The sequence below is a fragment of the Paenibacillus sp. JDR-2 genome (genome assembly GCF_000023585.1).
Classification (GTDB): domain Bacteria; phylum Bacillota; class Bacilli; order Paenibacillales; family Paenibacillaceae; genus Pristimantibacillus.
On sequence record NC_012914.1, the window covers coordinates 810,607 to 834,963 of the forward strand.

Below are 24,357 nucleotides of genomic sequence, written 5' to 3' on the forward strand. Positions count from 1 at the left end.
TTTAATTGATAATGATAATTGTTATTACTTATAAGAACGGGAAAGGGAATGAACAATGAAAGCAAAATGGTTTCCAATTCTATTAATGGCGTTAGGCCTTGCGCTGCTGCTGAGCGCTTGCGGCGGCAATAACGGCGGCAATGGCAATAACGCTGGCAATAAGACGAATAATGCCGGACAGACAAATGAGGCAACAAGTACACCGGAAGCAACAGGCACGCCTGATGCGGCTAAATTCCCGCGTACGATTAAAGATGCAAACGGCGAGGTGACCATTAAAGAGCAGCCGAAAAAAATCGCGGTTGTCCATTGGGGATATGCCGACTCGCTGCTGCTGTTTAATGTCGATTCGGTTGGTCTGGCGCTGCCATTCACGGAGAAGCAGTCCGTGCTTCACTCCGATGAATACAAGCCTTACGTAGATAAAGTGAAGGATATTCAAATCGTTGGCGAGAACACGCAGGTCAACATGGAGAAGCTGTTGGCTTACGCACCCGACTTGATTATTGCAGGCAATGCGGTTAATAAGGATATTGCCGCAGAGCTGACCAAGATTGCGCCTACGGTAGTTATTGACGAGCAGCAAACGGACGTATTCTCGAATTGGCCGGCGCTTGTTACGAAATTCGGCGAGATTCTGGGACAAGAAGACGTGGCCGAGCAATACGTATCCAAGTATAACGCGGATCTGGCAGCTGCGAAGGAAAAGCTGGCAAGTCTGGACGGTAACGTTGCATTCGTACAGGTTCGCGAGAACGAAGTGTGGCTGCAGGGTACCAATTACACGAAGCAATATTATGTAGGCATGGACCTGAAAGCTCCAACCTCCGATGCAATGGCGGATGGAGAGAAGATTAGTCTGGAAGGACTTAGCGCCCTGGATCCGGATTATCTGTTCCTCGGTTACTTCAACTACAGCGACAAGACGCTTCCTGCCGCTACCGATCAGTGGGAGAACAGCGAGGTATGGAAGAAGCTGAAGGCCGTAGCTAACAACCATGTGTACAGCATCAACGGCGAGCTGGCATTGGGCTACGGGCCAATCGGCAACAGCTACGGGGTTCAAGCGGTCCTTGAGGCGCTTCAGAAGTAATGCGATAGCAAGAGGCGGTTACCAAAAGCCATTGGCTTAGGTAACCGCCTCTTTTTCGCGACAGCTAACGAAACGTCATATTCTTATTTCGTCGATTCTAGTCTCTGATAGGATCTAACGAAACCTGGTATCGTTATTTGCCTGTTTAAGCTGCTTTGCAGGGCGTATTCATGGAAATAACGTGTCTACGTTTCGTTAGAATCAAGTAATGCCGGATTACGGCCCAATAAGCATTTTACGTTTCGTTAGAAGGATAATGGATGAGGAGGAGGCGTTGTTCTGCCTGTAATCTCGTCGTAGAAATGAGCTTGCGTGACTTGGATGTAGGGGTAGAGCCATAACATTCCGACCCCAAAGGTGAGAAGTGAAAGGAGAAACCAGCCGACAAACGTAAGATGAAGCACAAACAAGTTCAGCTTGCGTCCTTTCATTAGTTCCTTGCTTTGGCGGATCGCTTCAAGCGCACCGATATCCGGGTTGTCACGCAGAATATAATAAGTTTGCGAATACCGGTAGAAAGCAATAATGCCTGGAACAATGAACAAAAGAGTCCACAATAATGTGAAGAGGGACATCAAGATGTAAACGAAAAAGGCTTTAATAAAATGAGGGAAACCGCTAAAGAGCGCGGTAAAATCCGGCCCTTCCTTACGTGCGACACCAACAAAGAAGACGACTAAGCCAAGTGTAAAGGCCCCGCTTATAAGCAGTTGAACCACGTAACCAATAAACGGAATAAAGTTAAGTTTTCCAATTATACCGCTCCCGATCACATATATGGCCAGGACCAAGATGGATTTGGCCCAGTTGCCGTCCAAGCTCTGTCTCGCTCTTGCTCTAAGTTCTGAGTACGATGCATTCATTGTGAAAAAACACTCTCCTATTTGTCTCTATCTTTTGAGGAATTCCGTAAAAAAAGGCCGGCAGTCCTTCAAGGATTGCCGGCCCTAACGATTTACTTCACATTGTCGTCGATTGCTTTAACGAAATGCTCGTTGCCGTCCGAAGTGCGTGTAGCTTCGTGGCTTCTTGTTGCTTCTTCGACTTGACCAAACGCCCAGTTGTTCTTCGCAACATCCGGGAAGGATGGTTCTACGTCAGTCAGCGGGCCTCTGTACAGAAGGCGGTTGATCAACGTTACGGCTTCAAGACGTACGATGTCTTTGCCCGGTTGGAACGTACCGTCGGGATAACCCGTTGTCAGTCCGTTACGGAACAATGCCTCGATTGCCGAGGAGGACCAGCGGCCTTCGCTGTCTCCGAATTGCGGTGTAATTGGCATGGATGTCTCCAGCTTCAGGTAACGTACCATAACGGTAGCCAATTCTTCGCGCGTCACAGGTTGATTCGGACGGAAGGTACCGTCTGCAAAGCCTTTAAAGATACCGCTGTCCGTTACGATCCGGATATAACCGCTTGCCCATTGGGTAGAAGGTACATCCTTGAATTCGGCTTTCAGCGTTGTCGAGCCGCCGTTCAGGAGGCGTGCGATAATAGCCGCAAGCTCTGCGCGGGTCAGCTTCTGGCTTGGTTTGAATTTGCCGTCTGGGAAGCCGAGAATGTAGCGTTGATGCTTCACAGTCTCGTCTCCGGTCTTGAAGAGCAATACTTTCACGGATGCTTTTGCCGCTTCAGGGTTCAGCAGCTCTTGGCTGGCTTTGCCTTCCGCGGAGATCGTAGCAAGAAGTTCCGTTTCCTTAATGGAAGGGTACTTCACTTCTACATTGCGTACGCCTTTGTCTCCGATGTTCAAATCTCCCACGTTCCAAGTCACTTTGTTGCCTTCTACCTTGCCGCCGTCGGCATTGGTTACCGTTGTGCCCTCAGGCAGGGTCAACGTTACGGTTGCGCCGGTAGCTTGTTTTGTACCGTTGTTCAGGTACTCCACTTTAATCTTGCCTGCTGTTCCTTCTTCTTGTCTGTCCTTGTCTACGGATACGTTAACAACGACGTTCGGTTTGCCTGCAGGAGCAACAGACGCTTTGGACATCTGAATATCGTGGCGGACAATCGCAAACTCGACAGGGATCGTTGGACTCGTATAAACGACATAGCCCGGAGCCGTTGCTACGATGTAGTAATCGGTTGTCGGATAGACCATGTACGCGTATTTACCGCCGTCTTTACTTGTCTGCGGGTTCGCGTTGTCGCTTGGAGCAAAGCCTGCGATTGCAGGCAATTTCACTTCCGTACCAGGCGTATTGCCGTTTGTAATATTGCGCGGCGTGTTTGCGTAATACAGCTTTACGGTTGCTCCGTCAATGGCAGCATGGGTATTGATGTCGGTAATGTCGCCATACGGGTCAATGAGCTCGTTAAGAATGTTCATTTCGCCATCGGCTGCCAGCTTGATCTTCGGAAGCGTGCCGTTGTTGTCTAATGCGTTAATAATAATGTCTTTGAAGCCGCCGTGTTCGGCATCCGGAACCTTAAAGATGATGGCAATCTGATATTCCGTATTCAGCTCAAGGCCGGGAATATTGAATACGCCATCTTTCAAAGGTGCCGTATATTCTTTATGATCCGGTGCCGGACCAATCAGCTTCACGGTTACCTGGTTCATGAAATCTGCTTCAAGCATGTCATTTTGACCGGTTGGAAGCTTTTGCGTAAGGAGACCGGTAATGGTCTTCGTCGATTCAAAAACTTCGCCAGGATTTCCGCTTACCGCGCCAACTTCAACGGTTTGCTTGAAGGAAACCTCTTTGGTCTGGCCGCCTACTTGAACGGTCTTGATGACTTCGATATCGTAGCTTTCGTCGCCGCGCGGAACGGCGATGCTGTACTTGCCGTCTGCGTCGGTAATGGCTTCAGCCGCGAAATCGATAATGCCGTCGCCGTCAAAGTCTTTCGTGATTTTAACGACCGCGCCTGCAACGATCGTACGCGTTCCGTTATCCGTTGTAGCTACAACGCCCGTTACGGAAGCAGGCTCAAAGGTAATGATAATTTGCTCTTGCGCGTAAATGCTGCGTTCTACGTCATTAGCCGTAGCCGTTACAGGAACGCTTTGCGATAAAATACCCTCGATCTTGGACGATTGGTACTCTATCGTTGCTTTGCCTGCTGCATCCGTCACCGCGGTTGGGGAACCGCCAAGGAAGGTTCCGAGCGATGCGGAGAAGGTGATGTTGACATCCTTGAGCGGTTTGCCGTCAATGTCAGTCAGAATGGCCGTCAGTTTCGAAACCGTATGGCCGTCACCTACGATGGAGCTAGGGTTAGCGCTAAGTTTCAAGATGTATTTCACAAGCTCGAAGTTTTGATGAATCGTTGTTTCAGCCGCCAAGCCCGGCAAAGCATTAATCACTTGATTGCGTGTTGCGTAGCCTTGCTTCTCTACGACAATCAGGTAATGCTCGGTACGGACATTCGGGAATTTGTAGAAACCGGAAGCATCCGTAGTTGTATTAGCCACTTTATTGGTTCCAGTTGGATCATACAAGGTTACCTTTGCTCCTTCGATCGGAGCTTGGGTGTTGCGATCTTTAACCGTTCCGTCTACGGACACGGTGCGGATCACGGTAAAATTATTGTTTTGAAGCTTGGAAGCTGCTTCAGCCGGTAAAGCTTCATTACCCTTAGAAGAGGTGAAGGTTACCTTATGAGCGCCGCTAGTTACTTCGGAAGGAAGACGGTATTGCACGTTTTCCCATTTCTTGAATCCGTCTGTCTGGTAAGTATCGCCGTTAGCCAATGTCAGGGTAACCGAATCATTGTCCGTTCCGCTATCCGGACCGTCGAAGTCAAAGGTTGCCGTAACTGCCGTAGCGGTTACTTCTGTAATAGCCGAGATTTTGAGCGGTTTGTTAGGCGCTACGGTCCATTCGGATGAATCCGTAACAGGACGGTCGCCAACCCAACCGTCAAGCAGACGAACGGTTAAAGCGATGGTAGCCGTATTGGAATCAAGCTCTCCGTCATTAGCCTTGAACGTAAAGGTGTCAGTGCTGCCATAACCAGCGTCTGGCGTGTACGTGTAAGTACCATCGTTGTTGATAACAACCTTACCATGCGCCGGCGGAGTTACAACCGAGAAGGTAAGAGTATCGCCATCAACATCATTAGCCTTGAAGCTGTCAGTGACGCTGGAGCCGGAATCAACGACTTTGGAATCATCCGATGCCGTTGGTGCGTCATTCACGGCAGTAACCGTAATCTCTACAGTTGCCGGCTCGGAATCGGCCGTTCCGTCGGTTGCTTTAAAGGTAAAGCTGTCCGGACCATTGTAATTAGGATCCGGCGTATACGTATAAGTGCCGTTCGGATTCAGAGTAACCATGCCGTGCTCAGGCTCCGTTACAAGAACGTAGGTAGGCGTTGTGCCGTCTACGTCATTGCCGGTTACTGTGCCGGTTACCGGCTTATCCTCAAGCGTTGCGTTGGTTCCTGCATTTGCCGTCGGTGCGTCGTTTACAGGAGTTACGGTAATGCTGACAGTAGCTTCGGTAGAATCCAGCTCTCCGTCATTTGCCGTAAAGGTGAAGCTGTCCGGGCCGTTGTAATCCCGGTCCGGCGTGTAAGTAAAGGTACCGTCCGGATTGAAAATAATTGTCCCGTGTTCCGGTTCGTTAACAAGCGTATAGGTCAAAGTATCGCCGTCTACGTCGCTTGCTTTCACTTTATCGTTAACAGCTGTATCTTCTGCCGTGCTGACAGTGCTGTTCTCCGAAGCCGGTGCATCATTTACCGGAGTAACGGTGATGTCCACTTTAGCAGGAGCTGAATCATCAGTGCCGTCGTTTGCTTTAAACGTAAAGCTGTCCTCACCGTTAAAGTTAGGATCCGGCGTATACGTATAAGTGCCGTCCGGCTTCAAATCAACCGTACCGTGCTGCGGCGGAGTCACAATCGTGTAAGTCAGCGGACTGTCTTCCACGTCGCTTCCCGTGACCGATCCGTTAACCGGTGTGTCTTCGGCAGTTGTTTCCGTTCCGGCTTCCGCAACCGGCGCGTCATTTACCGGAGTGACAGTAATCGTAACGGTGCCGGTAGACTTGCCGCCATGGCCGTCATTCGCTTCAAAGGTGAAGCTGTCCTCGCCGTTAAAGTTTGGATCCGGCGTGTACGTATAAGTACCGTCCGGATTCAAATCCAACGTACCATGCTCGGGTTCGGTTTTAACCGTATAAGTGATGGTGTCGTTATCCACGTCGTTTGCGGACACGGAATTGTTGATCGGTGTATCTTCGTTTGTCGTGACGCCGCTGTTAACCGCGGAAGGAGCATCGTTTACCGGTGTAACCGTGATCGTAACGGTTGCCGGAGCAGAGTCGAGTTCTCCGTCATTGGCTTTAAACGTGAAGCTGTCGGGACCGTTGTAGTCCTTATCCGGTGTATAGGTATAAGTGCCGTTCGGATTAAGTACAAGCTCGCCATGAGCAGGTTCCGTAACAACCGTATAGGTCAGCGTGCTGTTTTCTACATCCTGGCCGGATACGCTGTCGTTTAATGCGGTATCCTCAGGTGTTGTCTTGCTGGAAGCGTCGGCCGTTGGAGCATCGTTTACCGGTGTTACCGTGATGTTCACGGATGCCGTATTCGAGTCTACCGAGCCGTCATTAGCTTTAAACGTAAAGCTGTCCGGGCCATTGTAATTAGGATCCGGCGTGTAGGTGAACGTGCCGTCCGAGTCCAGATCCAGATCGCCATGGGAAGGCTGGCTGACTACCGAATAGTGAAGCGTATCATCGTCGCCGTCCGTTGCATGAACGCTGTCGTTAAGAGGTGTGTCTTCCTCGGTTTGCAGAGTGTCGTTCTGGGCAACGGGAGCTTCATTGACTTCATTAATCGTGATGCTTACGGTAGCAGGCGCGGAGTAAAGCTGGCCATCGTAAGCTTTGAAGGTGAAGCTGTCCGAGCCGGAATAGTTCGGGTTTGGAGTATACGTGTAGGTGCCATCGCCGTTTAAGACGACCGTACCGTTAACAGGCGCCGTATCAAGCTCATAAACCAGCGTGCTGCCTTCGATATCCTGTCCGGTCACCACTCCGTTTACCGGCTGGTTCTCATCCGTTGTTTTGCTCGAATTGTTTGCGGTAGGTGCATCGTTAACTGCGTTAATCGTCAGATTGACGGTTGCGATGTTAGAGTCCGCTTTGCCGTCATTCGCTTTAAAGGTAAAGCTGTCGGTACCGTTAAAGTTTGGATTTGGCGTATAAGTGTACGTACCGTCTGCGTTCAGTACGATCGTACCGTTAACCGGTGCTGTGACCAGCGTATAGATTACGTTGTCATTGTCTCCGTCGGTTGCAGTTACTGCGCCCGAAACCGAAACATCTTCATTGGTAGTGTTACTGCCATCCTGTGCTACCGGAGCAGCGTTAGGAGCTGCTGTTACGTTAATCGTAACCGTCGCGACATTGGACTCCAAATCGCCATCATTAGCGGTAAACGTAAAGCTGTCTGTCCCAATGAAGCCGTCATCAGGCGTGTACGTGTAAGTACCGTCTTGGAAGTCCAGGTCAACTGAACCGTGCTCGGGTTCATCTTTCACGAACAGAAGAAGGTCATCTCCGTCTGCATCGGAGAAGGAGACGGTATCGTCTACCGGCGTGTTTTCCGTAGTGCTTGTGCTGGAATCATAAGCTACTGGCGCGGAATTAACCGGATTAATCGTTAGAGATACCGTAGCCGCAGTAGAATTCAGAGATCCATCGTTTACTTTATAAGTGAAGCTATCCGGACCGATATAATTCGCAGCCGGCGTGTATGTAAACGAGCCGTTTGGATTCAGGGTTAGGGTGCCGTGCGAAGGACCGGAAACAAGTATATAGGTGATTGAATCACCATTGATGTCGCTTCCTTTGCCACTCAGGGATTTGTCGAATACCGTATCTCGATCCCCTGAGAAAGAAGCAGCTTCGGCAACTGGTGCCGTATTCACTTTGTCCGTCGAATCCGTTGCCGTCTTGACCGGATTGCCTTGTGCATTGACCGTATCGGCCGCTACGGTAATGGTGCCGTACTTCAGCGCGGAGAAATCAAGCTGAACGGAGTATTTGCCGTCGGACCCGACGGTTGTTGCGTAATTTCGTTCGGTACCCGAGGAATCCTTCACCGTAAGGGTGACGGGCTGCCCCGTACCGGCATTTGTAGAGCCCGAAATTTTTACCGAACCAATGTTATCTTGGCCTGCGGTCAGTTTGCCGTCTCCGCCGTCGTCAATGGTAACGTCGATGGTTGGGGAGGCACTGTTGTCATGTTGTTCCGGATTGGTAAACGTTCCTCCCGCAGCCCCAAAGTTGATGGAGAACTGCCTTTGGCTTAGGGTGGCGGTATTACCAATAACAAGGTCCAGCGCGCTAATAGGCGCGGTATAGTTGACAATTGCAGAAGCTGTGTTATCGAATGTCGTTCCGGACAGGGAAGAGCTTCTTCCTGCAAACTGAGTTCTGCCATTCGTCCCATTACCAATAACAAGCTGTGTAGGATTATTCACAGAATAGCTCGCGAAGCCGGACATTTCGATAAATTCCTTAGCCGATGCGCTGCTGCCGTCAATATCGATTAACGTCACAAAGAAGTTCTTGATCGAAACCGGATCGCCGGTTGCCTGGTCAATAAAATCAAAGTGGAAAGTCAGATAACCGCTTCCGGAGCTGGTAGTTATCCATGGATTAAAACGGCTGTCGAAGCCTGTACCGGGATTGTCCAGAACATTGCCTGCAAGCGAGGCCCCGCTCGTTAGTTCCTTGATGGTAACTTTGGCATCAATCGTAACACCGTCTCTAGTGATGACGTTCGTATACTTGTAGACGGCGTCCTTTTTCCCGGCAGTGCCGGAAAGTAGGGTAGGGGTACCCAAATTCATCGCATTACTCTTGATGTCAACCACATTTACTGCTGCTTTGGTGGCAGTTGGATGCGTGACTGCGAGCATGACACCTAGTACAAGAAGCAATAGAGCGATCCTTGTAAAGGCCGATGATCGAGCCAACATAGACTCACTTCCTTTCTGTTCATAGAGTTGTTTTCGTTGTGTCAAATTTTAGGAGTAAAGTCCCTGGTAGATTCGACACCAAACTAGTACTAAATAACTATAAATGACAGCAGGCGACAGCGTCAACTCGAACTTTTCTATTAATATCCATTTTTTCGACAAGGTTTTTGGTTCCTTAATCTGGAATTAAGGTGATAAAAAAGAGATGCGATAAAATTTCTTGTTTTTGGCTGGGAATATTAGGTTTTGAAGTCTTGGATAATATGAAAACAGTTGATTTCACAAAAGAATAAGAGGATTAAAAAATAAAAAAATATTATGTTTTACATAGCTAGAAAACGAGGAGTCTAAAGAAATTTTTTTCCTGAAATCCAAGGAGGTAAAGGTTAAGTAGGTTGAAAAAAGTCACTTGTTTCTTAATGGGGCTATTTACAATTTAAGGAACGATGCTTATTATATAAATAAACGTTCATATATTTAATGAAAAGGAGGCCAATCGAGCATGGCAAGAACGGTCAATGAACAAGCCAGACAAGAGAAAAGGGAGCTTATTCTACAGACAGCCGTCACCGTTTTTCCCGAAAACGGTTTCTCCGGTACAACATTCGCTGTGCTGGCTAAAAGCTTGGGAATGAGCGCCGCAACGATTCTGCTCTATTTCAATAGCAAGGAGGAGTTGTTCCGATGCGCCGTGCTGGAACCGCTTGAGCGGTTCCGCCAGCCTTTTCTTGCGTTCATGCAAGGGGAGGGAACGCCTCTGGACAGGATCAAGTCCATGATTGACGCGCATATTCAGATAGCGGCCAGCAACTCCTCCTTCCTGCGTCTGGTGCAATATGTGCTGGGTCAGCATCAACGGTTTCCGGAGGAAGCGGAAGCGATGTACCAGTTCGCCAATGACTACACCGTGGGGTTGACGACGGTCATCGCCGAAGGCCAAGCAGCAGGACAGCTTCAGTCATATGATGCGCATGAAGTCGCATGGGGGTACTTTTGCTTTATTCAAGGCGTAGGACTGGTCAACACCGATGATCCTTCTTCACCGGTATGGGATGGGATGCGCCGGGTTGGATTGCAGCTGTTTGCACCTGTAACAAACCAATAATCTTGGGAAGCAAGAGGTGGATTGCCGATGGATCTAATCGAAATTGACCAGGTCAACAAGGTGTATAAGAAGGGGAAGAAGCAAGCCAACATCGATATCAGCTTTTCCATCCGGGAAGGCGAGATTCTTGGACTGCTTGGGCCTAACGGCGCGGGCAAAAGCACGTTAATCAAGCAGATCGTCGGTTTGCTTGCACCAACCTCCGGCGAAGTCCGGTACGCAGGCATTAATGTACTCAAGCAGGCGAAGAAGGTGGCCTCGGAATTCGGCTATTACGCGCAGGAGCCGCATGCTCTTGGTGCATTGACAGCGAAAGAGGCTCTGCTCTACACAGGCGTTCTTCGCGGGATGCCCAAGAAGGAAGCCGAGAAGCAGACGATGGAGCTGCTGGAGCGATTCGGCATGGCGGAGTTTGCGGGCAAGCCGCTCAAGAAGCTGTCCGGCGGGCAGAAACGGATGGTCGGAATCGGAACAACCATTATCGGCGATTCCCGCGTGCTTGTGCTGGATGAGCCGACGAACGAGCTTGATCCTCTGAACCGGCGGCTGGTATGGGATATTATCGTGGAGCGGAACCGCCAAGGAGCTACCATTCTTCTCGTCACCCATAACGTGCTGGAAGCGGAGAGGGTGGTAGACCGTGTTGCTTTTATCAACTACGGAAGACTTCTGGAGATCGATAGCGTTCCTCATCTGAAACAGCGGGTGGACGGCAGGCTGAAGCTGGAGCTGACGGCGGTGGAAGGCGAAGCGGGCAATCTGATGAAACGGCTGGAGGAGTGGGGAAACATCCAGCAGACTGGCGAGAACCGGCTGCGGCTTCTAATCGATAAGAACCGGGCGGGTACGATGCTGGACTGGATGGTTCATTCGAATGACCTGCCTATTGATGAATACGCGATGCTTCCTCCCAATCTGGAGGACGTTTATCTCTACATTGACAGTCAGAAGGAGAAAGCTGCGGGGTATGTTATCAAGGAGGAAAAGGTGGGGAGCTTCATTGGCTAATGCGCTTGCTTTTGTCAAAGGACGAATGTGGACCGAGCTGTATATCCTGTTGCGAATCCAGGTTGCCATCGTACGGGAGCAATGGATATGGATCTTTATTATGGCGACGATCTTTCCTCTTACCACGCTGTTGTTCATGAAGTTTATGTACGGGATCTCCTCCGGACAGATCATGGTGAATGTCATCGTCGGCAATATCGTATTTGCCATTATTATGATGGGCTTTAACGCGCTGGGACAGGAGATCTCCTGGCAGAAGCATGCGGGGTACTTTACCTTCTACTCTTCACTTCCAATCTCAAAAGCAGTCTTTGTCGTCACTCAGCTGGTGCGCGGACTGATGACGGCAATGCCTTCGGTTATCATCATGGCGTTTATCGGGCAGTTTGCTTACGGAATCAGGCTGCATTACGAGTGGGGGCTTATTCCGATCTTCCTGCTGGCCGTATTAAGCATGGTCGGCATTGGGGCGGGAATCGGATTCTGGTCCCCAGACCACCAGATGACGAATATGCTTGTGCAGGGGTTGATGATGTTTGTCGGATTCCTGTCGCCCGTTATGATGGAAGCCAGCCAGCTGCCGCCGGTCCTGAGATATATCGGGGTTATTTTTCCGACGACCTATTCCGCCTCCGCGCTCCGGGAGATGCTGACCAAAGGCTGGACGCATGAAGTGACCGTGGATATGTTCGTCCTGATTGGTTTCATTATCGTATCGTTTGCCTTCATTTCGAGAATGATCAACTGGCGAGCAGCCGATTAACTCCTCAGATAGCAATGACCGCTGGCCTCCAAGGCGGCGGTTTTTTTGTTGTTCGGCTTTTGGCCTTGGTCCAACGCAATGATACAATAATCTATGGGAATGAAAGACTGGAGGATGTGTTGGATATGACAACGATTGAAATACGGGAAGCGGAACTACGGGATCTTCAGGATTTGGCCAAGCTGTTCGAGGTGCTGATGGAGGTTCCTTCTAATATAGAAGCGATGGGCAGACAGCTGGCAAAAGTGACGGAGGATCCGCGCTATTTTCTGGCAGTGGCTTGTGACGGCGATAAGGTGATTGGAACCGCAATGGGTATAGAATGTTATGATCTCGTCGGGAGCTGCCATCCATTTCTGGTCGTGGAGAATGTGGTGGTTAATCCTGATTACAGAGGACAAGGCGTTGGAAAAATGCTGATGAAGAGGCTTGAGCAATTCGCAGAGGAACGCGTATGCAGCTACATTATCTTTGTATCCAGCGGTTACCGTGAGAAGGCTCATCAGTTCTACCGCGCGCTGGGCTACTCCAGCGATAATCAGGGCTTCAAGAAGCAGCTTCGGGAATTGGGTTAAACGGCAAAAGGTATTAGATTTTACCAAATTCGGCATTCTAGATAAATCACGGATAACAGAACATTCCTATAATGAGAAGATGGCTTAACTATAGTCAGGAGGTGTTGATGGTTGCCGATGTACCGCAAGCTGGCGCCAACGGTGCTCAAGGTCGCTGTCTTGGCCATCATCGTCGTATTTATCGTTCGCAACATCCCGCTCAAGCTGGGGGACCTTACGTCTTTCCTCGTGCATGCGAACGATAGGTTTTACTTGTCCTTGCTCTTATTTTCGATCTTTCTGATGCTTCAAGCCGGTATTTGGGTGTTAATCGTCAATGCCTCCTTATCCGATACCGGCCGCTTCAGCGGCAGGGGGAGACTTCCGATGCTAGGCGGTCTCCGTATTTTTATTGAAACCCAGTTCGGCAAGTACATTCCCGGAGGCTTCTGGAACGTTGCCGGACGAATTGTGATGGCGACCAAAGCCGGGGTACCGCTGGATGCCCAATTTGCCGCCATTGTGTACGAGAATATTCTGCTTGTTGCGGCGGCGCTGGTCTACGCCATGATGCTGATTGTCAGCCTGCATATTGTTCCGGTCTGGGTGGGGCTCTTGCTGGTTATCGTGTTTGCGTTAATTTATTTGTTCTACAACCCGCTGACGGTAGCGGTAAAAGGCTTGTTCGTCCGCGCCTCAAGGTGGAAATTCCTGCAGAAGATGATCGGTAAAATAACCAAGTCGTTTGGCGGCGCGCAGATGGCAGGCTCGGAGGTCAGCCTGACGCGGAATCAGTTTTTTGCTTATTTGGCATGCTTTCTGGCCAGCCACTTTGTCATGGGGATCGCTTTTTGGCTATTAACCAACAGCTTTGATAAAGGGAAGATAGGTTTGTTCTATGCTGCCGGAACGTTCGCGACATCCTGGCTTATCGGGCTTGTAAGTCCGCTGCCTGGCGGGCTTGGCGTAAGGGAAGGCTTCCTGGTCTATTTCCTGTCCATGAAGCTTGGGACGGAGACGGCGCTCCAGATTTCGGTTATTGCCCGGCTGTGGAATATTATGGCGGAGGTGCTCTTCTGGGCGGTTATTCGGGCTGTATGCTATCTGACGCGAGGGGAGAAGGTATATGAAACGTAGGAAGATCGTGCTGGTCGCGGGGGTTTTTCCGCCGGGTGTCGGAGGTATGCAGAACTACTATTACAATCTGTCCAAACATACAAAGCACGAGATGACCGTAATTGCACCGGCATATCCGGGTTGTGCTTCCTTTGACGAGGGTCAGCCTTACCGAACCATAAGAGGGGCGTTTATGCGGGGGGAGCGTGCCGATGCGTTCAGTTGGGGACGTTTGTTCCGTCAGGTCAAAAAAACGCTGCGCAGCGAAGAACCGGATGTCACGGTATACGGGTATGTGTTAATCGGCTTTATCGGGTTGTTATTCCGCGTGTTTGGCGGACGTCGGTATATCATCTCGGCCCATGGCATGGATATGCTGATGTTCCGACGTTATATCGGACTTAATCAGATTGTAAAGCTGATTCTGCGCAAGGCGGACGGTGTGCTGGTCAACAGCGAGTTCACTCGTCATCTGGTCGAGGAATACGGGGTGGAGCCCGGTAGAATCGGGATTGTTCATCCCGGCGTTGAAAGCTTGTTCGAGCCAAAGGCGGCTGACGAGGAGTTACGGCGGGAGCATGGGTTGGAAGGGAAGTATGTGCTGCTGTCGGTAGGGAGGCTTGTTACCCGCAAAGGCCATGACAAGGTGATCGAAGCAATGCCTGCGATTCTGCGCCATATTCCGGGCGCCGTCTATGTCATTGTAGGAGACGGGCCGGAGCGTGAAAGACTGGAGCAGCTTGCCGGAACGGTTGGCGTGGCAGGCAAGGTCCGGTTCGTGGGGGGAGTAAGCGGCACGGAGCGTTTAAATGATTACTATAATTTAGCCAATCAGTTCATTATGGTAAGCCGGCAGCTTGAAAAAGGCGACGCCGAAGGGTTCGGCATTGTCTATTTGGAGGCGGCTTCCGCCCGCGTGCCGGTTATTGCCGGGCGTTCCGGCGGAGCTTCGGAAGCGGTGCTGGATGGGGAGACGGGTCTTCTGGTGGAACCAGAGTCGGTAATGGCGATTACGGATGCAGTAGTCAGGCTGGCAAGCGATACGCCGCTGCGCGAAAGACTGGTCCGCGAAGGCTATAAACGCGCAAAGCTGCAATTCCAGCATGACGTGCTTGCAGAGGTGTTTGATCAATATGCGGTGCGCGTCTGCTCCAGCCCGGTTGCCGCAGGCTATAAACGTTTGCGGAAAAGAGCGGTGGAGCGAATGTAGTCATAAGAAGGAAAAAACGCTGTAAAGCTGGCGGTGGACCGGCTTTACAGCGTTTTTCGCATGCTTTACTTTTTCAAACGGTGGATCAGCCATACGGAAAAACTAAGCAGACCTACAATCCCGCCAGCGAACGAGACGCCGCTCCAGCCCCATTCATGCCAGGCGAAGCTGCCTACGGACGACCCAATCGCTCCGCCAAGGAAGGTGGTTACCATCTGAACGGTATTCAGACGGCTGCGCGCCGGAGGCTCCAGGGCATAGATGCGGGTCTGGTTGGCAACCTGAGTGCCTTGCACGCCTAGATCAAGCAAAATAACGCCTGCAATAAGTGACCATAACATGCCGCCGAGCAGCCCGAAGAACAGGTACGCGATGATATTAAGCGCGATTAATGCGCCAATCATCCACTTGGTCGGGATTCGGTCGGCAAGTCTGCCTACGAAGGGAGCTCCTAATGCTCCGGCCGCTCCGATTAGGCCAAACAGGCCGGCGATCTGGCTGCTGTAATGGTAAGGCTCGCCTTCGACGTAAAAGGATAATGCCGTCCAGAAAATACTGAAGGCGGCAAAGTTGGCGGCACCAATCAAAGCGGATTCCCGCAGCGTCGAATACTTTTTCACGAGCCTGCCCATGGAAAGCAGCAGCTCGCTATAGCGAAGCTCGGCGGTTGCGCGGGCTACGGGAAGCTTGAATCGGAGCAGAAGCAGCAGAGCCAGCATGGCTGCCGCCGCTACGGCGTACATAAATCGCCAGCCCCAGGTTCCGCCGATTAGGCCTGACACGGTCCGAGTAAGCAGGATGCCCAGCAGCAGACCGCTTGTTACGGTGCCGACGGCTTTACCCTGTTCGCCGGGTGCTGCCAATGTTGCGGCAAGCGGGATGAGGATTTGCGGCACGACGGTTGTCAGGCCAACGGCAAAGCTTGCGATAAACATCCATGCGAGATTTTGCGCGGTGGCTACGCCAATCAGGGAAAGACAGACCAGCGAGAGCAGAACGGTAATAAGTCCCTTTCGTTCCTTGATGTCACCGAGCGGCACAAACAGGAACATGCCCAAAGCGTAGCCGATCTGGGTGCAGGTGGAGACAAAACCAACCTTAGCGGGGGCAACGCCAAAGGATCGGCCGATATCCGCCAGGAGAGGCTGGTTGTAATACAAATTCGCAACGGTCATACCGGCGGTAAAAGCCATCAGAAGCAGCAGCCCCTTGGAAAGCGATGCTTTGTCCGCCGGTGCTGCCGGGGATTGAAGCGTATGAGTAGATGACATGATGACGGTTCCTTTCGAGCATGAAGATTTGACTGTCTTAACAATCTTACTCGTAAATTTCTTAATGTAAAGTGGAAGATGGCGGCGGGTAGATTAAGTTTTTGTAGCATGGTATTATTTGGTTATAACTGGAAGCTGCGTAACTATAGGGAGGTTGCTGGCGTGATCTATTTCGGAAGTGTTATTCTGGGCTTTATCTTTATTTTGCTTACCTATCGAATATTCCGTTATAAATTAACGAAGTACAATAGAGAAAATATTGGTCTAAGTATGATTGCGTGCGTGGAGCTTATTGTTTTTCGCGGAGAATTTGTTAAGTACCGGGTAGCTTATATCCTCCTTATTTCCGCCGCTTTGCTCTTTGCGGTTTTGTTCCTATATGGCTTATTCTTTAAAATTAATGGGGTTAAGGAGGGGCCAGGCCATCGTTGATGGCCTGGGTACTGCTTAACGATACGGCGTATCGTTAAGGCCGTGAAAAAGTGGCTGGTTAATCGCCTTAACGATGCCGCGCATCGCTAAGGATGGCCCATATAAGGGCTAGCAAAAGAGAAAGCGAATAAAGGCAGTCCATACCGGCGGTACGGACTGCCTTTATTATGGTCCACGGTAATGCGTAACCCGGTTACGCCCGTTGTTTTTCGAATGGTAGAGCGCTTGGTCGGCCTGCTGGAGCAGGGATAGCTCGGTTTCCGCGGCAGCAAAGGTTGCTGTGCCAATACTGATGGTGATACGCAGATCGCCAAGCGGAGTTGTCTCCGTGGCTGCACGGTACCGCTCCGCTGCAACGAGTGCCTGCTCCTGATCCAGTTCCGGAAGCAGTATGACAAACTCTTCTCCGCCGAAGCGGGCGACAACGGCCCCGTCCGGTGACTGCTCCTGCAGCAGCTGGGCCAGCCGGGTGAGGACAAGGTCGCCGACAGGGTGACCGTACGTATCGTTAATGCTTTTGAAGCGGTCGATATCAACGATACAAAGCGAGAGAGCGGCCTCCGTCTGTTCGGACAGCTCCGTATATTTCTGCAGCTGCTCTTGGAAATACCGCCGGTTCTTCAGGCCGGTTAACGGATCCGTCGAGGCGAGAGCCTCAAGCTTCTCGTTAAGATCAAGCAGCTCCTGCTGCTTTTTCTCGTATTGGGCATGCAGCAGCTCCAGCCTATGATTGGCTTCATTCGTCTGCTGATACAAGACCTCAAGCTGCTGCTTGGTCTTCATAATATCCTTCTCATGCTCAATCCGTTTCCGCATCTCCAATGCGACGCAGTCGATCACGGCTTTGCCGTCCCGGTTCCTCCTGATGCCGTTCAAGAGAACGGGAAGATCCTTGCCGTCCTTCGTCCGGAACGAGAAATACATCTCATCCACTTGGCCGTAAAGCCGGATATAGGGATAGAAATACGTATGAAAAAACATTTTATTCGCCACCGACATCGTGGACTCGATATGCCGTTCCAGTAATTCCTCGCGGTCATAACCCAGCATCGTTAACAGTGTCTGATTGACCGATTGAATTAGTCCCTTGTCGGTTATCGAGAAATATCCGCAAGGAGCTTCATTTAACAGGGTATCCATTCAAATACTGCCTTTCTTCAGGAAATCGCCAAATATTCCTTAATATACTGCGTTGTCTCTTCCGGATGACTGAGATGCGGATAATGTCCGGTTGCTTTCATATGCCTTAACGTACTGTTCTTCAGCTGCGCATGCATGAATTCGCCAACCTCCGGAGGCGAGATGCTGTCATCCGCGCATTGCAAAATAAGCGTCGGGATTGATGCGGAGGACAGCTCAGACCGGCAGTCGGACAAGAAGGTCACCTCCGCGAACTGCCTGGCGATATGCGGATCTCTGGAGCAGAAGCTTTGCTCCAGCTCGCCGGACAGCTCCTGACGCTCCTGATTCTGCATGACGATAGGGGCGAGGTAACTTGCCCAGCCGATAAAATTCATCTGCATCATCTGCAGCAGTTCGTCAATCTCGTTGCGGTCAAAGCCCCCATAATAGCTTGGGAGATCGTTGACGTACCGCGGGGAAGCGCCAAGCATAACAATCCTCTGAAAATATTTCTTTTCCCGAATCGAAGCAAGCATGCCAATCATGCCGCTCACGGAGTGACCAACGAATATGGCATCCTCCAAATGAAGCGTATCCATCACATCAAGCACATCTTCGGCATAGCCGCTTAAGCTGTTATATTTGTCTGAGCTGTAATCGTTGATTTGGGATGCTCCGGAGCCGACGTAATCGAATAGAACAATCCGGTAGTCCTGTTCGAAAAGGGGAACCATATGCCGCCACATATTCTGGTCACAGCCAAAGCCGTGGGCGAATACGATAGCCTGTTTGCCGTGGCCAAACACTTTTACGTTATTGCGCGTGAGAATATCCGTATTCATAGACGGTCTCCCCTCTTGAGAGAAGTGTAACACTATGAACATTATATCGGATTAATTTGGAATTGGGATGAACTATTGTAGATTTGTGTCGAATTTACTAGAGGAAGGATGAGGAAGGTTTCACGTGTTTCCGTAATTGAATAGGGGTGAGCTGGCTGAAAGATTTAAATTCCTTCATGAAATGGGACTGGTCAAAATAACCGCCTTCCATCGCTACATCCGTCAAGGAAGATGCGCCTCTTACGATGCCGCCGAGCGAACGCTGGAAACGGATAATCCGATTGTACAGCTTGGGGGAGATCCCGAGGGACTGCTCGAACTTTGTGCGGATATAACGCTCGGAGTAGCCGGTATCCTCTGCCAACTCGCGGATCGTAACGCTGCCGTTTGAACGCTGCATGGAAGTCAGGCAGTAATCAATCATCTGGATGGAACGGACATCGCCCGAAAGAATGGGCAGACAAAGCTTTTCAAAGCCTGTTATCCGCTCGGAGAAACCTTGAAGCTCCGCAATAATAGCTCCCGTATCTTTGTATACCTTTAATGAATCCTCGAACGGCACTTGGACCTCGATGACTTCCTTCAATGGCAGATTAGGCAGCAGAAGACTTAGTCTTGCGGACAGGCGAACCCCGAAATAAGTAGTATCAGACTCGAAATAAAGCTCTTTTCCCTGCAGCACGGTGCCGCAAACCCTGGCGGAAGGCTTTCCGGGATGGCAGCAGAAGAGGAGGTCGACGCAGCCGTCCGGCACAACGTGGATCATCCGCCCGGATGCATCCGTCTTGAACTGATAATAGATAACGGGCTGCCCGTTATAATGAATTTTTCGTTCCGTATAGCCCGTTGTTTCCCATTCAAAGCCGTATTGGATGCCGCTAACGAGTTCCTCCATCATCTGTGTCCGTTCCTCCCGCAACCTTAATATGCGTACAACAATAACAAAGGCATTATTCTTTCGTCAATGAGTTTGAGTTATATTTTCTAACATAATTTTTGAGATTGTTCCGTTTTTTACAATTCTCCGCTCTCGAATGTCAGGTAAATTAACGTCATGGAAAGACGCAAGAGAATGGGGAGGCATACAAAGATGAAGAAGCTAAAAGGTTCGCTTGCTAAAAAATCGGCGGTACTAGGCACGGCTTTAACCGTTGCGCTTGGCAGCGGGATAGTCGCGCCGCTGTCCGCACCAACTGCCGAAGCGCATGGAGGCTCGGAGGATTTTGTTCCGCTTCGCACAACCTTGGAGGGGTTTGGGGCTGTGGTGAAATGGGACAGCTTCGCAGGCACGATCGCAATCACCAAGAACAGCACGTTGGTCAAGGTAAAACCAAATTCCAATATCGCGTTGGTGAACGGTCAACGCCTGGAGATGGAAGCCCCGGTGATTATGAAGAAAAACCTGGCGTACGTTTCCCATCATTTTATCAGCGAAGTATTCCAGTCGGGACTGGATCAGACGTTCCAGGTAGAGAAAAAGGCTAACCCACTGAATCCGCTCACTTCCTCCGAGATTGCGGAGACGGTTAATATTTTGAAGGCGGAAGGGAAATTCGGGGACAACTACCGCTTTACCGAAATTACGCTGAAGGCTCCGCCAAAGGAGCAGGTATGGAAGTTTGCGCTTGAAGGCACGGAAGTAACGGCTCACCGCTGCGCTGCGGTCGTTATTCTGGACGGCAAGCATGTTATTGAGGGGACGGTTGATCTGGCAACCAAAAAAGTAACCGCATGGCAGCCGATCGAAGGCGCGCATGGCATGGTGCTGCTTGATGATTTCGGTACGGTGCAGACCGCCATCGAGGAAAGCGAGGAATATGCGGCAGCACTGAAGAAACGCGGCATTAACGATGTGAAGCAGGTCGTATCCACGCCGCTGACGGTTGGTTATTTCGACGGCAAGGACGAGCTGCAGCAGGACAAGAGGCTGCTTAAGGTAGTCGCTTATCTGAACACGGGGGACGGCAACTACTGGGCGCATCCGATCGAGAATCTGGTCGCGGTGGTCGATCTCGAGCAGAAGAAGGTTATCAAGATTGAGGATGCCGGCGTCGTGCCGATCCCAATGAAGGCAACCCCGTATGACGGCAGCAATATGACAGCCGCAACGCCTTCGAAGCCGCTTGAGATCACGGAGCCCGAAGGCAAGAACTATACGATTACCGGCAATACGATTCATTGGCAGAATTGGGATTTTCACCTTCGCTTGGACTCTCGCGTAGGTCCGATTCTGTCGACGGTAACTTATAACGATCAGGGCAAAAAGCGCAAAATCATGTACGAGGGCTCGCTTGGCGGCATGATCGTTCCTTATGGCGATCCGGATGTAGGCTGGTACTTCAAGGCTTACCTCGATTCGGGCGAGTACGGCATGGGGACTCTGACTTCCTCGCTTGCCCGCGGCAAGGATGTGCCCGACAATGCCGTACTGCTGGATGCGACGATCGCCGATTATACGGGCGCGGCGATGAACATTCCAGGCGCGATGGCGATCTTCGAACGCTACGCGGGTCCGGAATACAAGCATCAGGAGATGGGACAGAACAATGTCAGCGCGGAAAGACGCGAGCTGGTTGTCCGCTGGATCAGCACGGTAGGCAATTACGATTATATTTTCGACTGGGTATTCGCGCAAAACGGCACGATCGGCATTAACGCCGGTGCTACCGGCATTGAAGCCGTAAAAGGCGTGGAATCCAGCACGATGCATGACGAGACAGCTGCCGATGATACGAAATACGGCACGCTGATTGACCATAACATCGTGGGTACGACGCATCAGCATATTTATAACTTCCGTCTCGATATGGACGTGGACGGCGAGCAAAATTCCCTGATGGAGATTAATCCCGTCGTGGCGGACAATACGGCCGGCGGCCCGCGCGAGAGCACGATGCAGACCGAGACTCGTATTGTGGGTACGGAGCAGGAGGCGGCTCAGAAGTTCGACGCTTCGACCATTCGCCTGATCACAAACACGAATAAAGAGAACAAGGTAGGCAATCCGGTCTCCTATCAGATTATCCCGTATGCCGGAGGCACGCATCCGATTGCCAAAGGTGCGAACTTCAGCGAGGACGAATGGCTGTTCAACCGCGTTAACTTTATGGATAAGCAGCTTTGGGTCACGCGCTACTATGAGAACGAGCGTTATCCGGAGGGCAAATACCCGAACCGCGCGAAAACGGATACCGGTCTTGGATTGTTCGTCTCGGATAATGAATCGATCGTCAACACGGACAACGTGGTCTGGATGACGACGGGCACCACTCATGTGGCGCGCGCCGAGGAATGGCCGATTATGCCGACGGAATGGGTGTATACGCTGCTTAAGCCGTGGAACTTTTTCGACCGGACGCCAACGCTTAATTTGAACGGCAAAGAGTAAGAATGGTAATAGAAAATATAACGTAGAACTTGCGGTAAAAAGAAAAGAGGAGATCCCGATGGAACGGATGATTGTCCAAGTTGCCCACGACAACAAAGACTTGCATGAATTAATCCGGAAGCTGGACGAGGATTTGGCAGAGCGCTACTCCAATCCGGACGAAGTTTTTGCGGTGGATTTTTCGGATCCGAAGGTGAGGGATATGATCTTTATGGTCGCTTATAACAATGGGACGCCAGTCGGCTGCGGCGCTATTCGTCCGCTGGACGAGGCAGTCGCTGAACTGAAGCGCTTCTATGTAGACCCCAGCTACCGCAGGCAGGGGGTTGCAGGCGCCGTTTTATCCGCTTTGGAGGAACAGGCGATTGCGATGAACCGCAGGATCATGCGGCTGGAAGCGGGAGCGCCGCAGCCGGAGGCCCTTCGTTTTTACACGAGCAAAGGCTATTACGAGATCGACCGCTTCGGCGAATATACCGATTGCGAATCCAGCCTCTGTTATGAGAAGGTGCTGTAACTTACTATGGAAGATCAACTCCGTCCATTGAGGCGGAGTTTTATTTTTGTCAGCTTAGCTTGCGGTTGGAGATGGTTCTCGATTAACATTATCGGTAGAAAATGACAAACAAAATCCGGACCTTTAAGGAGGGAGCTGCGGCGAATATGAATGACGGTCTGATTGGCGGAGCGTTAGGGAAGGTCAATCCTTACTACTACTTAGGCGGATTTGCTGGTTGTATTGCCGGTTATGCCATGGCGAAGATTTATCTGATCTGGGCGATGATGTTCATAGAAGGCGGGTATGACCGTTTTGCGATTGATGCATGGAACCCGGGTTCTATGCCGCTGTGGTATACGGCTACGAGACATACGGGCGCGTTTACGTTTTGGGTTACCGTTCTTTTTATCGCAATCGGGGTTCTTTTCGTTAAGCTATGCAGGGTTGCCTATGATAGAAATGCATCTCAAGCCTTCCGTAAAGGCAAGGAGGAGACGCGAGACGCATGAATACGGCCAATAAAATTACGCTCGCCCGGATCGGACTGATTCCGCTGTTTATTCTGCTGTTTCCGATCTATCCTGACTGGCTTGTTGCGCATTCCGAATTTCTGCAGCATTTGAATCATTACGGCAAATACTATGCGGCCCTTGTCTTTGTATTGGCGTCCGCGACCGATAAGCTGGACGGTCATATCGCCAGAAAATACAACCAGATTACAAACCTAGGCAAGCTGCTTGATCCCCTGGCGGATAAGCTGCTTATCTCGGCGGCATTGATTCTGATGGTAAGCCAACACATGATCGCCTCATGGATTGCAGTCGGTATCATTGCACGGGAAATTGTTGTGACAGGCATACGATTGGTTGCTTCCGCTCAACAAATCGCCATGCAGGCAGACCGATATGGCAAACTCAAAATGGCAGCTCAGGTCATCGCGATTACCGTCGTTCTGTTAAACTTCAGGTCAGTAGGGCTTCTTATTCCGATTGACCAGCTGCTCATGCTCGCGGCATTCATTCTAACCGTATTATCCGGTTACAACTACATAAAGAAAAACATACATCTATTAAACACTTGAGGTGCAGCTATGACGATCACGCATGACGATAAAGAAAAGATTATCCGCGAGGCGGAAGAGTTCAGCCGTTCCGTGTTGGAGAACGATGCAAGCGGCCACGACTGGTGGCATATACATCGGGTTGTGCAAATGGCGAAGCGGATCGCCCGCGAGGAAGGAGCGGATCCGTTCGTCTGCACGATTGCGGCGCTGCTGCATGATGTGGCGGATGAGAAGCTGAATCCTTCGAAGGAAGAGGGACTGCGGAAGGTTCAGGACTGGCTGGAGGCCAATCTGCCGGAGGAAGAACACCGCGCTCACGTGATGGATATTATCTCGAACATGTCCTACAACGGCGGGAAAAACCCTCCGATGCGCACGCTGGAAGGGAAGATTGTGCAGGATGCCGACCGGCTTGACGCCATTGGGGCTATCTCGATCGCGAGGGCTTTCGTATACGCGGGCTGGAAGGGCACGCCGATCCATGATCCGGCTATTCCGCCCCGCGGCGAGATGACCGCCGAGGAATACCGGAACGGGAAGAGTACGGCGATCAATCATTTTCACGAGAAGCTTCTGAAGCTCAAAGATCTTGTCAATACGGATGCGGCCAGACGGATAGCCGGGGAACGTCACCGCTATATGGAGCAATTCGTAGAACAGTTCTACGAGGAATGGGACGGGAACCGGTAGAGTGGATCGTGAGGAAATTACGTTGCACGAAGTGCAGCATAATCGTCGATCTAAGCCTTATATATTAAATAACCTGCACGGAATGCAGGTTATTAGCAGCTAAACCGCTCGAACTAACCACAATTCATCCAATATACTGCATTCTGTACAGTATAAACCTCTAATCGCCCTCATTTTAAGCCCATATCCTGCATTTCATACAGGATATGGGCAACTGACAGCAGCATCACAGATAACAAAAAATAAGACCCCTGAAGGT

General features: G+C 50.8%; 19 protein-coding genes. 13 read left to right on the forward strand and 6 right to left on the reverse strand.

Annotation, left to right across the window (positions count from 1 at the left end; all coding sequences use genetic code 11):
* Positions 1–55 precede the first annotated feature (55 nt).
* Positions 56–1,093 carry an ABC transporter substrate-binding protein gene (locus tag PJDR2_RS03615; RefSeq protein ID WP_012772697.1) on the forward strand — a complete coding sequence of 346 codons (1,038 nt, stop codon included), beginning with the start codon at positions 56–58 and terminating at the stop codon, positions 1,091–1,093.
* Between the two features lie 245 nt (positions 1,094–1,338).
* Here PJDR2_RS03615 and PJDR2_RS03620 read toward each other — a convergent pair whose 3' ends face one another.
* Entirely contained in the window at positions 1,339–1,956 is a 618-nt protein-coding gene (locus PJDR2_RS03620) for a DUF975 family protein (protein WP_012772698.1), read from the reverse strand.
* Between the two features lie 92 nt (positions 1,957–2,048).
* Positions 2,049–9,035, reverse strand: a complete 6,987-nt coding sequence (locus PJDR2_RS31705; protein WP_012772699.1) for an Ig-like domain-containing protein — start codon at positions 9,033–9,035, stop codon at positions 2,049–2,051.
* A gap of 502 nt (positions 9,036–9,537) precedes the next feature.
* Between PJDR2_RS31705 and PJDR2_RS03630 the strand changes: the two genes are divergently transcribed.
* The 6 genes from PJDR2_RS03630 (at position 9,538) to PJDR2_RS03655 (ending at position 14,791) form a co-directional block, all read left to right on the forward strand.
* Positions 9,538–10,140, forward strand: a complete 603-nt coding sequence (locus tag PJDR2_RS03630; RefSeq protein WP_012772700.1) for a TetR/AcrR family transcriptional regulator — start codon at positions 9,538–9,540, stop codon at positions 10,138–10,140.
* Between the two features lie 27 nt (positions 10,141–10,167).
* A complete protein-coding gene (locus PJDR2_RS03635; RefSeq protein ID WP_012772701.1) occupies positions 10,168–11,148 on the forward strand; it encodes an ABC transporter ATP-binding protein in 981 nt (326 codons plus the stop codon).
* Positions 11,141–11,911 (forward strand): ABC transporter permease, encoded by a 771-nt coding sequence (locus tag PJDR2_RS03640; RefSeq protein ID WP_012772702.1) that lies wholly within the window; start codon positions 11,141–11,143, stop codon positions 11,909–11,911. The genes PJDR2_RS03635 and PJDR2_RS03640 overlap by 8 nt, the downstream gene beginning before the upstream one ends.
* Before the next feature lie 125 nt (positions 11,912–12,036).
* Complete coding sequence (locus PJDR2_RS03645) at positions 12,037–12,486, forward strand: GNAT family N-acetyltransferase (protein WP_012772703.1); 450 nt, start codon at positions 12,037–12,039, stop codon at positions 12,484–12,486.
* Between the two features lie 117 nt (positions 12,487–12,603).
* Entirely contained in the window at positions 12,604–13,602 is a 999-nt protein-coding gene (locus tag PJDR2_RS03650; protein WP_265525154.1) for a lysylphosphatidylglycerol synthase domain-containing protein, read from the forward strand.
* On the forward strand, positions 13,592–14,791 hold the full coding sequence (locus PJDR2_RS03655) for a glycosyltransferase family 4 protein (protein ID WP_012772705.1): 1,200 nt from the start codon (positions 13,592–13,594) through the stop codon (positions 14,789–14,791). Before PJDR2_RS03650 ends, PJDR2_RS03655 begins: the two co-directional genes overlap by 11 nt.
* A gap of 65 nt (positions 14,792–14,856) precedes the next feature.
* Here PJDR2_RS03655 and PJDR2_RS03660 read toward each other — a convergent pair whose 3' ends face one another.
* Positions 14,857–16,062 (reverse strand): MFS transporter, encoded by a 1,206-nt coding sequence (locus tag PJDR2_RS03660; RefSeq protein WP_012772706.1) that lies wholly within the window; start codon positions 16,060–16,062, stop codon positions 14,857–14,859.
* A 162-nt stretch (positions 16,063–16,224) separates the two neighbouring features.
* Between PJDR2_RS03660 and PJDR2_RS03665 the strand changes: the two genes are divergently transcribed.
* Entirely contained in the window at positions 16,225–16,494 is a 270-nt protein-coding gene (locus tag PJDR2_RS03665; RefSeq protein WP_012772707.1) for a hypothetical protein, read from the forward strand.
* 165 nt (positions 16,495–16,659) lie between these two features.
* On the opposite strand, the gene PJDR2_RS03670 is transcribed toward PJDR2_RS03665, so the two are convergent.
* The 3 genes from PJDR2_RS03670 to PJDR2_RS03680 form a co-directional block, all read right to left on the reverse strand.
* Positions 16,660–17,634, reverse strand: coding sequence for a sensor domain-containing diguanylate cyclase (locus tag PJDR2_RS03670; protein WP_012772708.1), 975 nt, complete (start codon positions 17,632–17,634; stop codon positions 16,660–16,662).
* Between the two features lie 17 nt (positions 17,635–17,651).
* Positions 17,652–18,458: an alpha/beta fold hydrolase gene (locus PJDR2_RS03675; RefSeq protein ID WP_012772709.1), complete on the reverse strand. Its 807-nt coding sequence runs from the start codon at positions 18,456–18,458 to the stop codon at positions 17,652–17,654.
* 97 nt (positions 18,459–18,555) lie between these two features.
* Positions 18,556–19,356, reverse strand: coding sequence for a helix-turn-helix transcriptional regulator (locus PJDR2_RS03680; RefSeq protein WP_012772710.1), 801 nt, complete (start codon positions 19,354–19,356; stop codon positions 18,556–18,558).
* 192 nt (positions 19,357–19,548) lie between these two features.
* Between PJDR2_RS03680 and tynA the strand changes: the two genes are divergently transcribed.
* The 5 genes from tynA to PJDR2_RS03705 all read left to right on the forward strand — a co-directional run bounded on the left by tynA (position 19,549) and on the right by PJDR2_RS03705 (position 24,098).
* Positions 19,549–21,846 carry a primary-amine oxidase gene (gene tynA / locus PJDR2_RS03685; protein ID WP_012772711.1) on the forward strand — a complete coding sequence of 766 codons (2,298 nt, stop codon included), beginning with the start codon at positions 19,549–19,551 and terminating at the stop codon, positions 21,844–21,846.
* A 58-nt stretch (positions 21,847–21,904) separates the two neighbouring features.
* Positions 21,905–22,363 carry a GNAT family N-acetyltransferase gene (locus PJDR2_RS03690; RefSeq protein ID WP_012772712.1) on the forward strand — a complete coding sequence of 153 codons (459 nt, stop codon included), beginning with the start codon at positions 21,905–21,907 and terminating at the stop codon, positions 22,361–22,363.
* Positions 22,364–22,509: 146 nt separating this feature from the next.
* Complete coding sequence (locus PJDR2_RS03695) at positions 22,510–22,854, forward strand: hypothetical protein (RefSeq protein ID WP_012772713.1); 345 nt, start codon at positions 22,510–22,512, stop codon at positions 22,852–22,854.
* Positions 22,851–23,426 (forward strand): CDP-diacylglycerol--glycerol-3-phosphate 3-phosphatidyltransferase, encoded by a 576-nt coding sequence (gene pgsA, locus PJDR2_RS03700; protein ID WP_012772714.1) that lies wholly within the window; start codon positions 22,851–22,853, stop codon positions 23,424–23,426. The genes PJDR2_RS03695 and pgsA overlap by 4 nt, the downstream gene beginning before the upstream one ends.
* 9 nt (positions 23,427–23,435) lie before the next feature.
* On the forward strand, positions 23,436–24,098 hold the full coding sequence (locus tag PJDR2_RS03705; protein ID WP_012772715.1) for an HD domain-containing protein: 663 nt from the start codon (positions 23,436–23,438) through the stop codon (positions 24,096–24,098).
* Positions 24,099–24,357: the final 259 nt, after the last annotated feature.

Coding starts and splice junctions, on each gene's coding strand:
- PJDR2_RS03615 (WP_012772697.1), top strand. CDS start 56: ATGAAAGCAAAATGGTTTCCAATTCTATTAATGGCGTTAGGCCTTGCG.
- PJDR2_RS03620 (WP_012772698.1), bottom strand. CDS start 1,956: ATGAATGCATCGTACTCAGAACTTAGAGCAAGAGCGAGACAGAGCTTG.
- PJDR2_RS31705 (WP_012772699.1), bottom strand. CDS start 9,035: ATGTTGGCTCGATCATCGGCCTTTACAAGGATCGCTCTATTGCTTCTT.
- PJDR2_RS03630 (WP_012772700.1), top strand. CDS start 9,538: ATGGCAAGAACGGTCAATGAACAAGCCAGACAAGAGAAAAGGGAGCTT.
- PJDR2_RS03635 (WP_012772701.1), top strand. CDS start 10,168: ATGGATCTAATCGAAATTGACCAGGTCAACAAGGTGTATAAGAAGGGG.
- PJDR2_RS03645 (WP_012772703.1), top strand. CDS start 12,037: ATGACAACGATTGAAATACGGGAAGCGGAACTACGGGATCTTCAGGAT.
- PJDR2_RS03650 (WP_265525154.1), top strand. CDS start 12,604: ATGTACCGCAAGCTGGCGCCAACGGTGCTCAAGGTCGCTGTCTTGGCC.
- PJDR2_RS03655 (WP_012772705.1), top strand. CDS start 13,592: ATGAAACGTAGGAAGATCGTGCTGGTCGCGGGGGTTTTTCCGCCGGGT.
- PJDR2_RS03660 (WP_012772706.1), bottom strand. CDS start 16,062: ATGTCATCTACTCATACGCTTCAATCCCCGGCAGCACCGGCGGACAAA.
- PJDR2_RS03670 (WP_012772708.1), bottom strand. CDS start 17,634: ATGGATACCCTGTTAAATGAAGCTCCTTGCGGATATTTCTCGATAACC.
- PJDR2_RS03675 (WP_012772709.1), bottom strand. CDS start 18,458: ATGAATACGGATATTCTCACGCGCAATAACGTAAAAGTGTTTGGCCAC.
- PJDR2_RS03680 (WP_012772710.1), bottom strand. CDS start 19,356: ATGATGGAGGAACTCGTTAGCGGCATCCAATACGGCTTTGAATGGGAA.
- tynA (WP_012772711.1), top strand. CDS start 19,549: ATGAAGAAGCTAAAAGGTTCGCTTGCTAAAAAATCGGCGGTACTAGGC.
- PJDR2_RS03690 (WP_012772712.1), top strand. CDS start 21,905: ATGGAACGGATGATTGTCCAAGTTGCCCACGACAACAAAGACTTGCAT.
- PJDR2_RS03695 (WP_012772713.1), top strand. CDS start 22,510: ATGAATGACGGTCTGATTGGCGGAGCGTTAGGGAAGGTCAATCCTTAC.
- pgsA (WP_012772714.1), top strand. CDS start 22,851: ATGAATACGGCCAATAAAATTACGCTCGCCCGGATCGGACTGATTCCG.
- PJDR2_RS03705 (WP_012772715.1), top strand. CDS start 23,436: ATGACGATCACGCATGACGATAAAGAAAAGATTATCCGCGAGGCGGAA.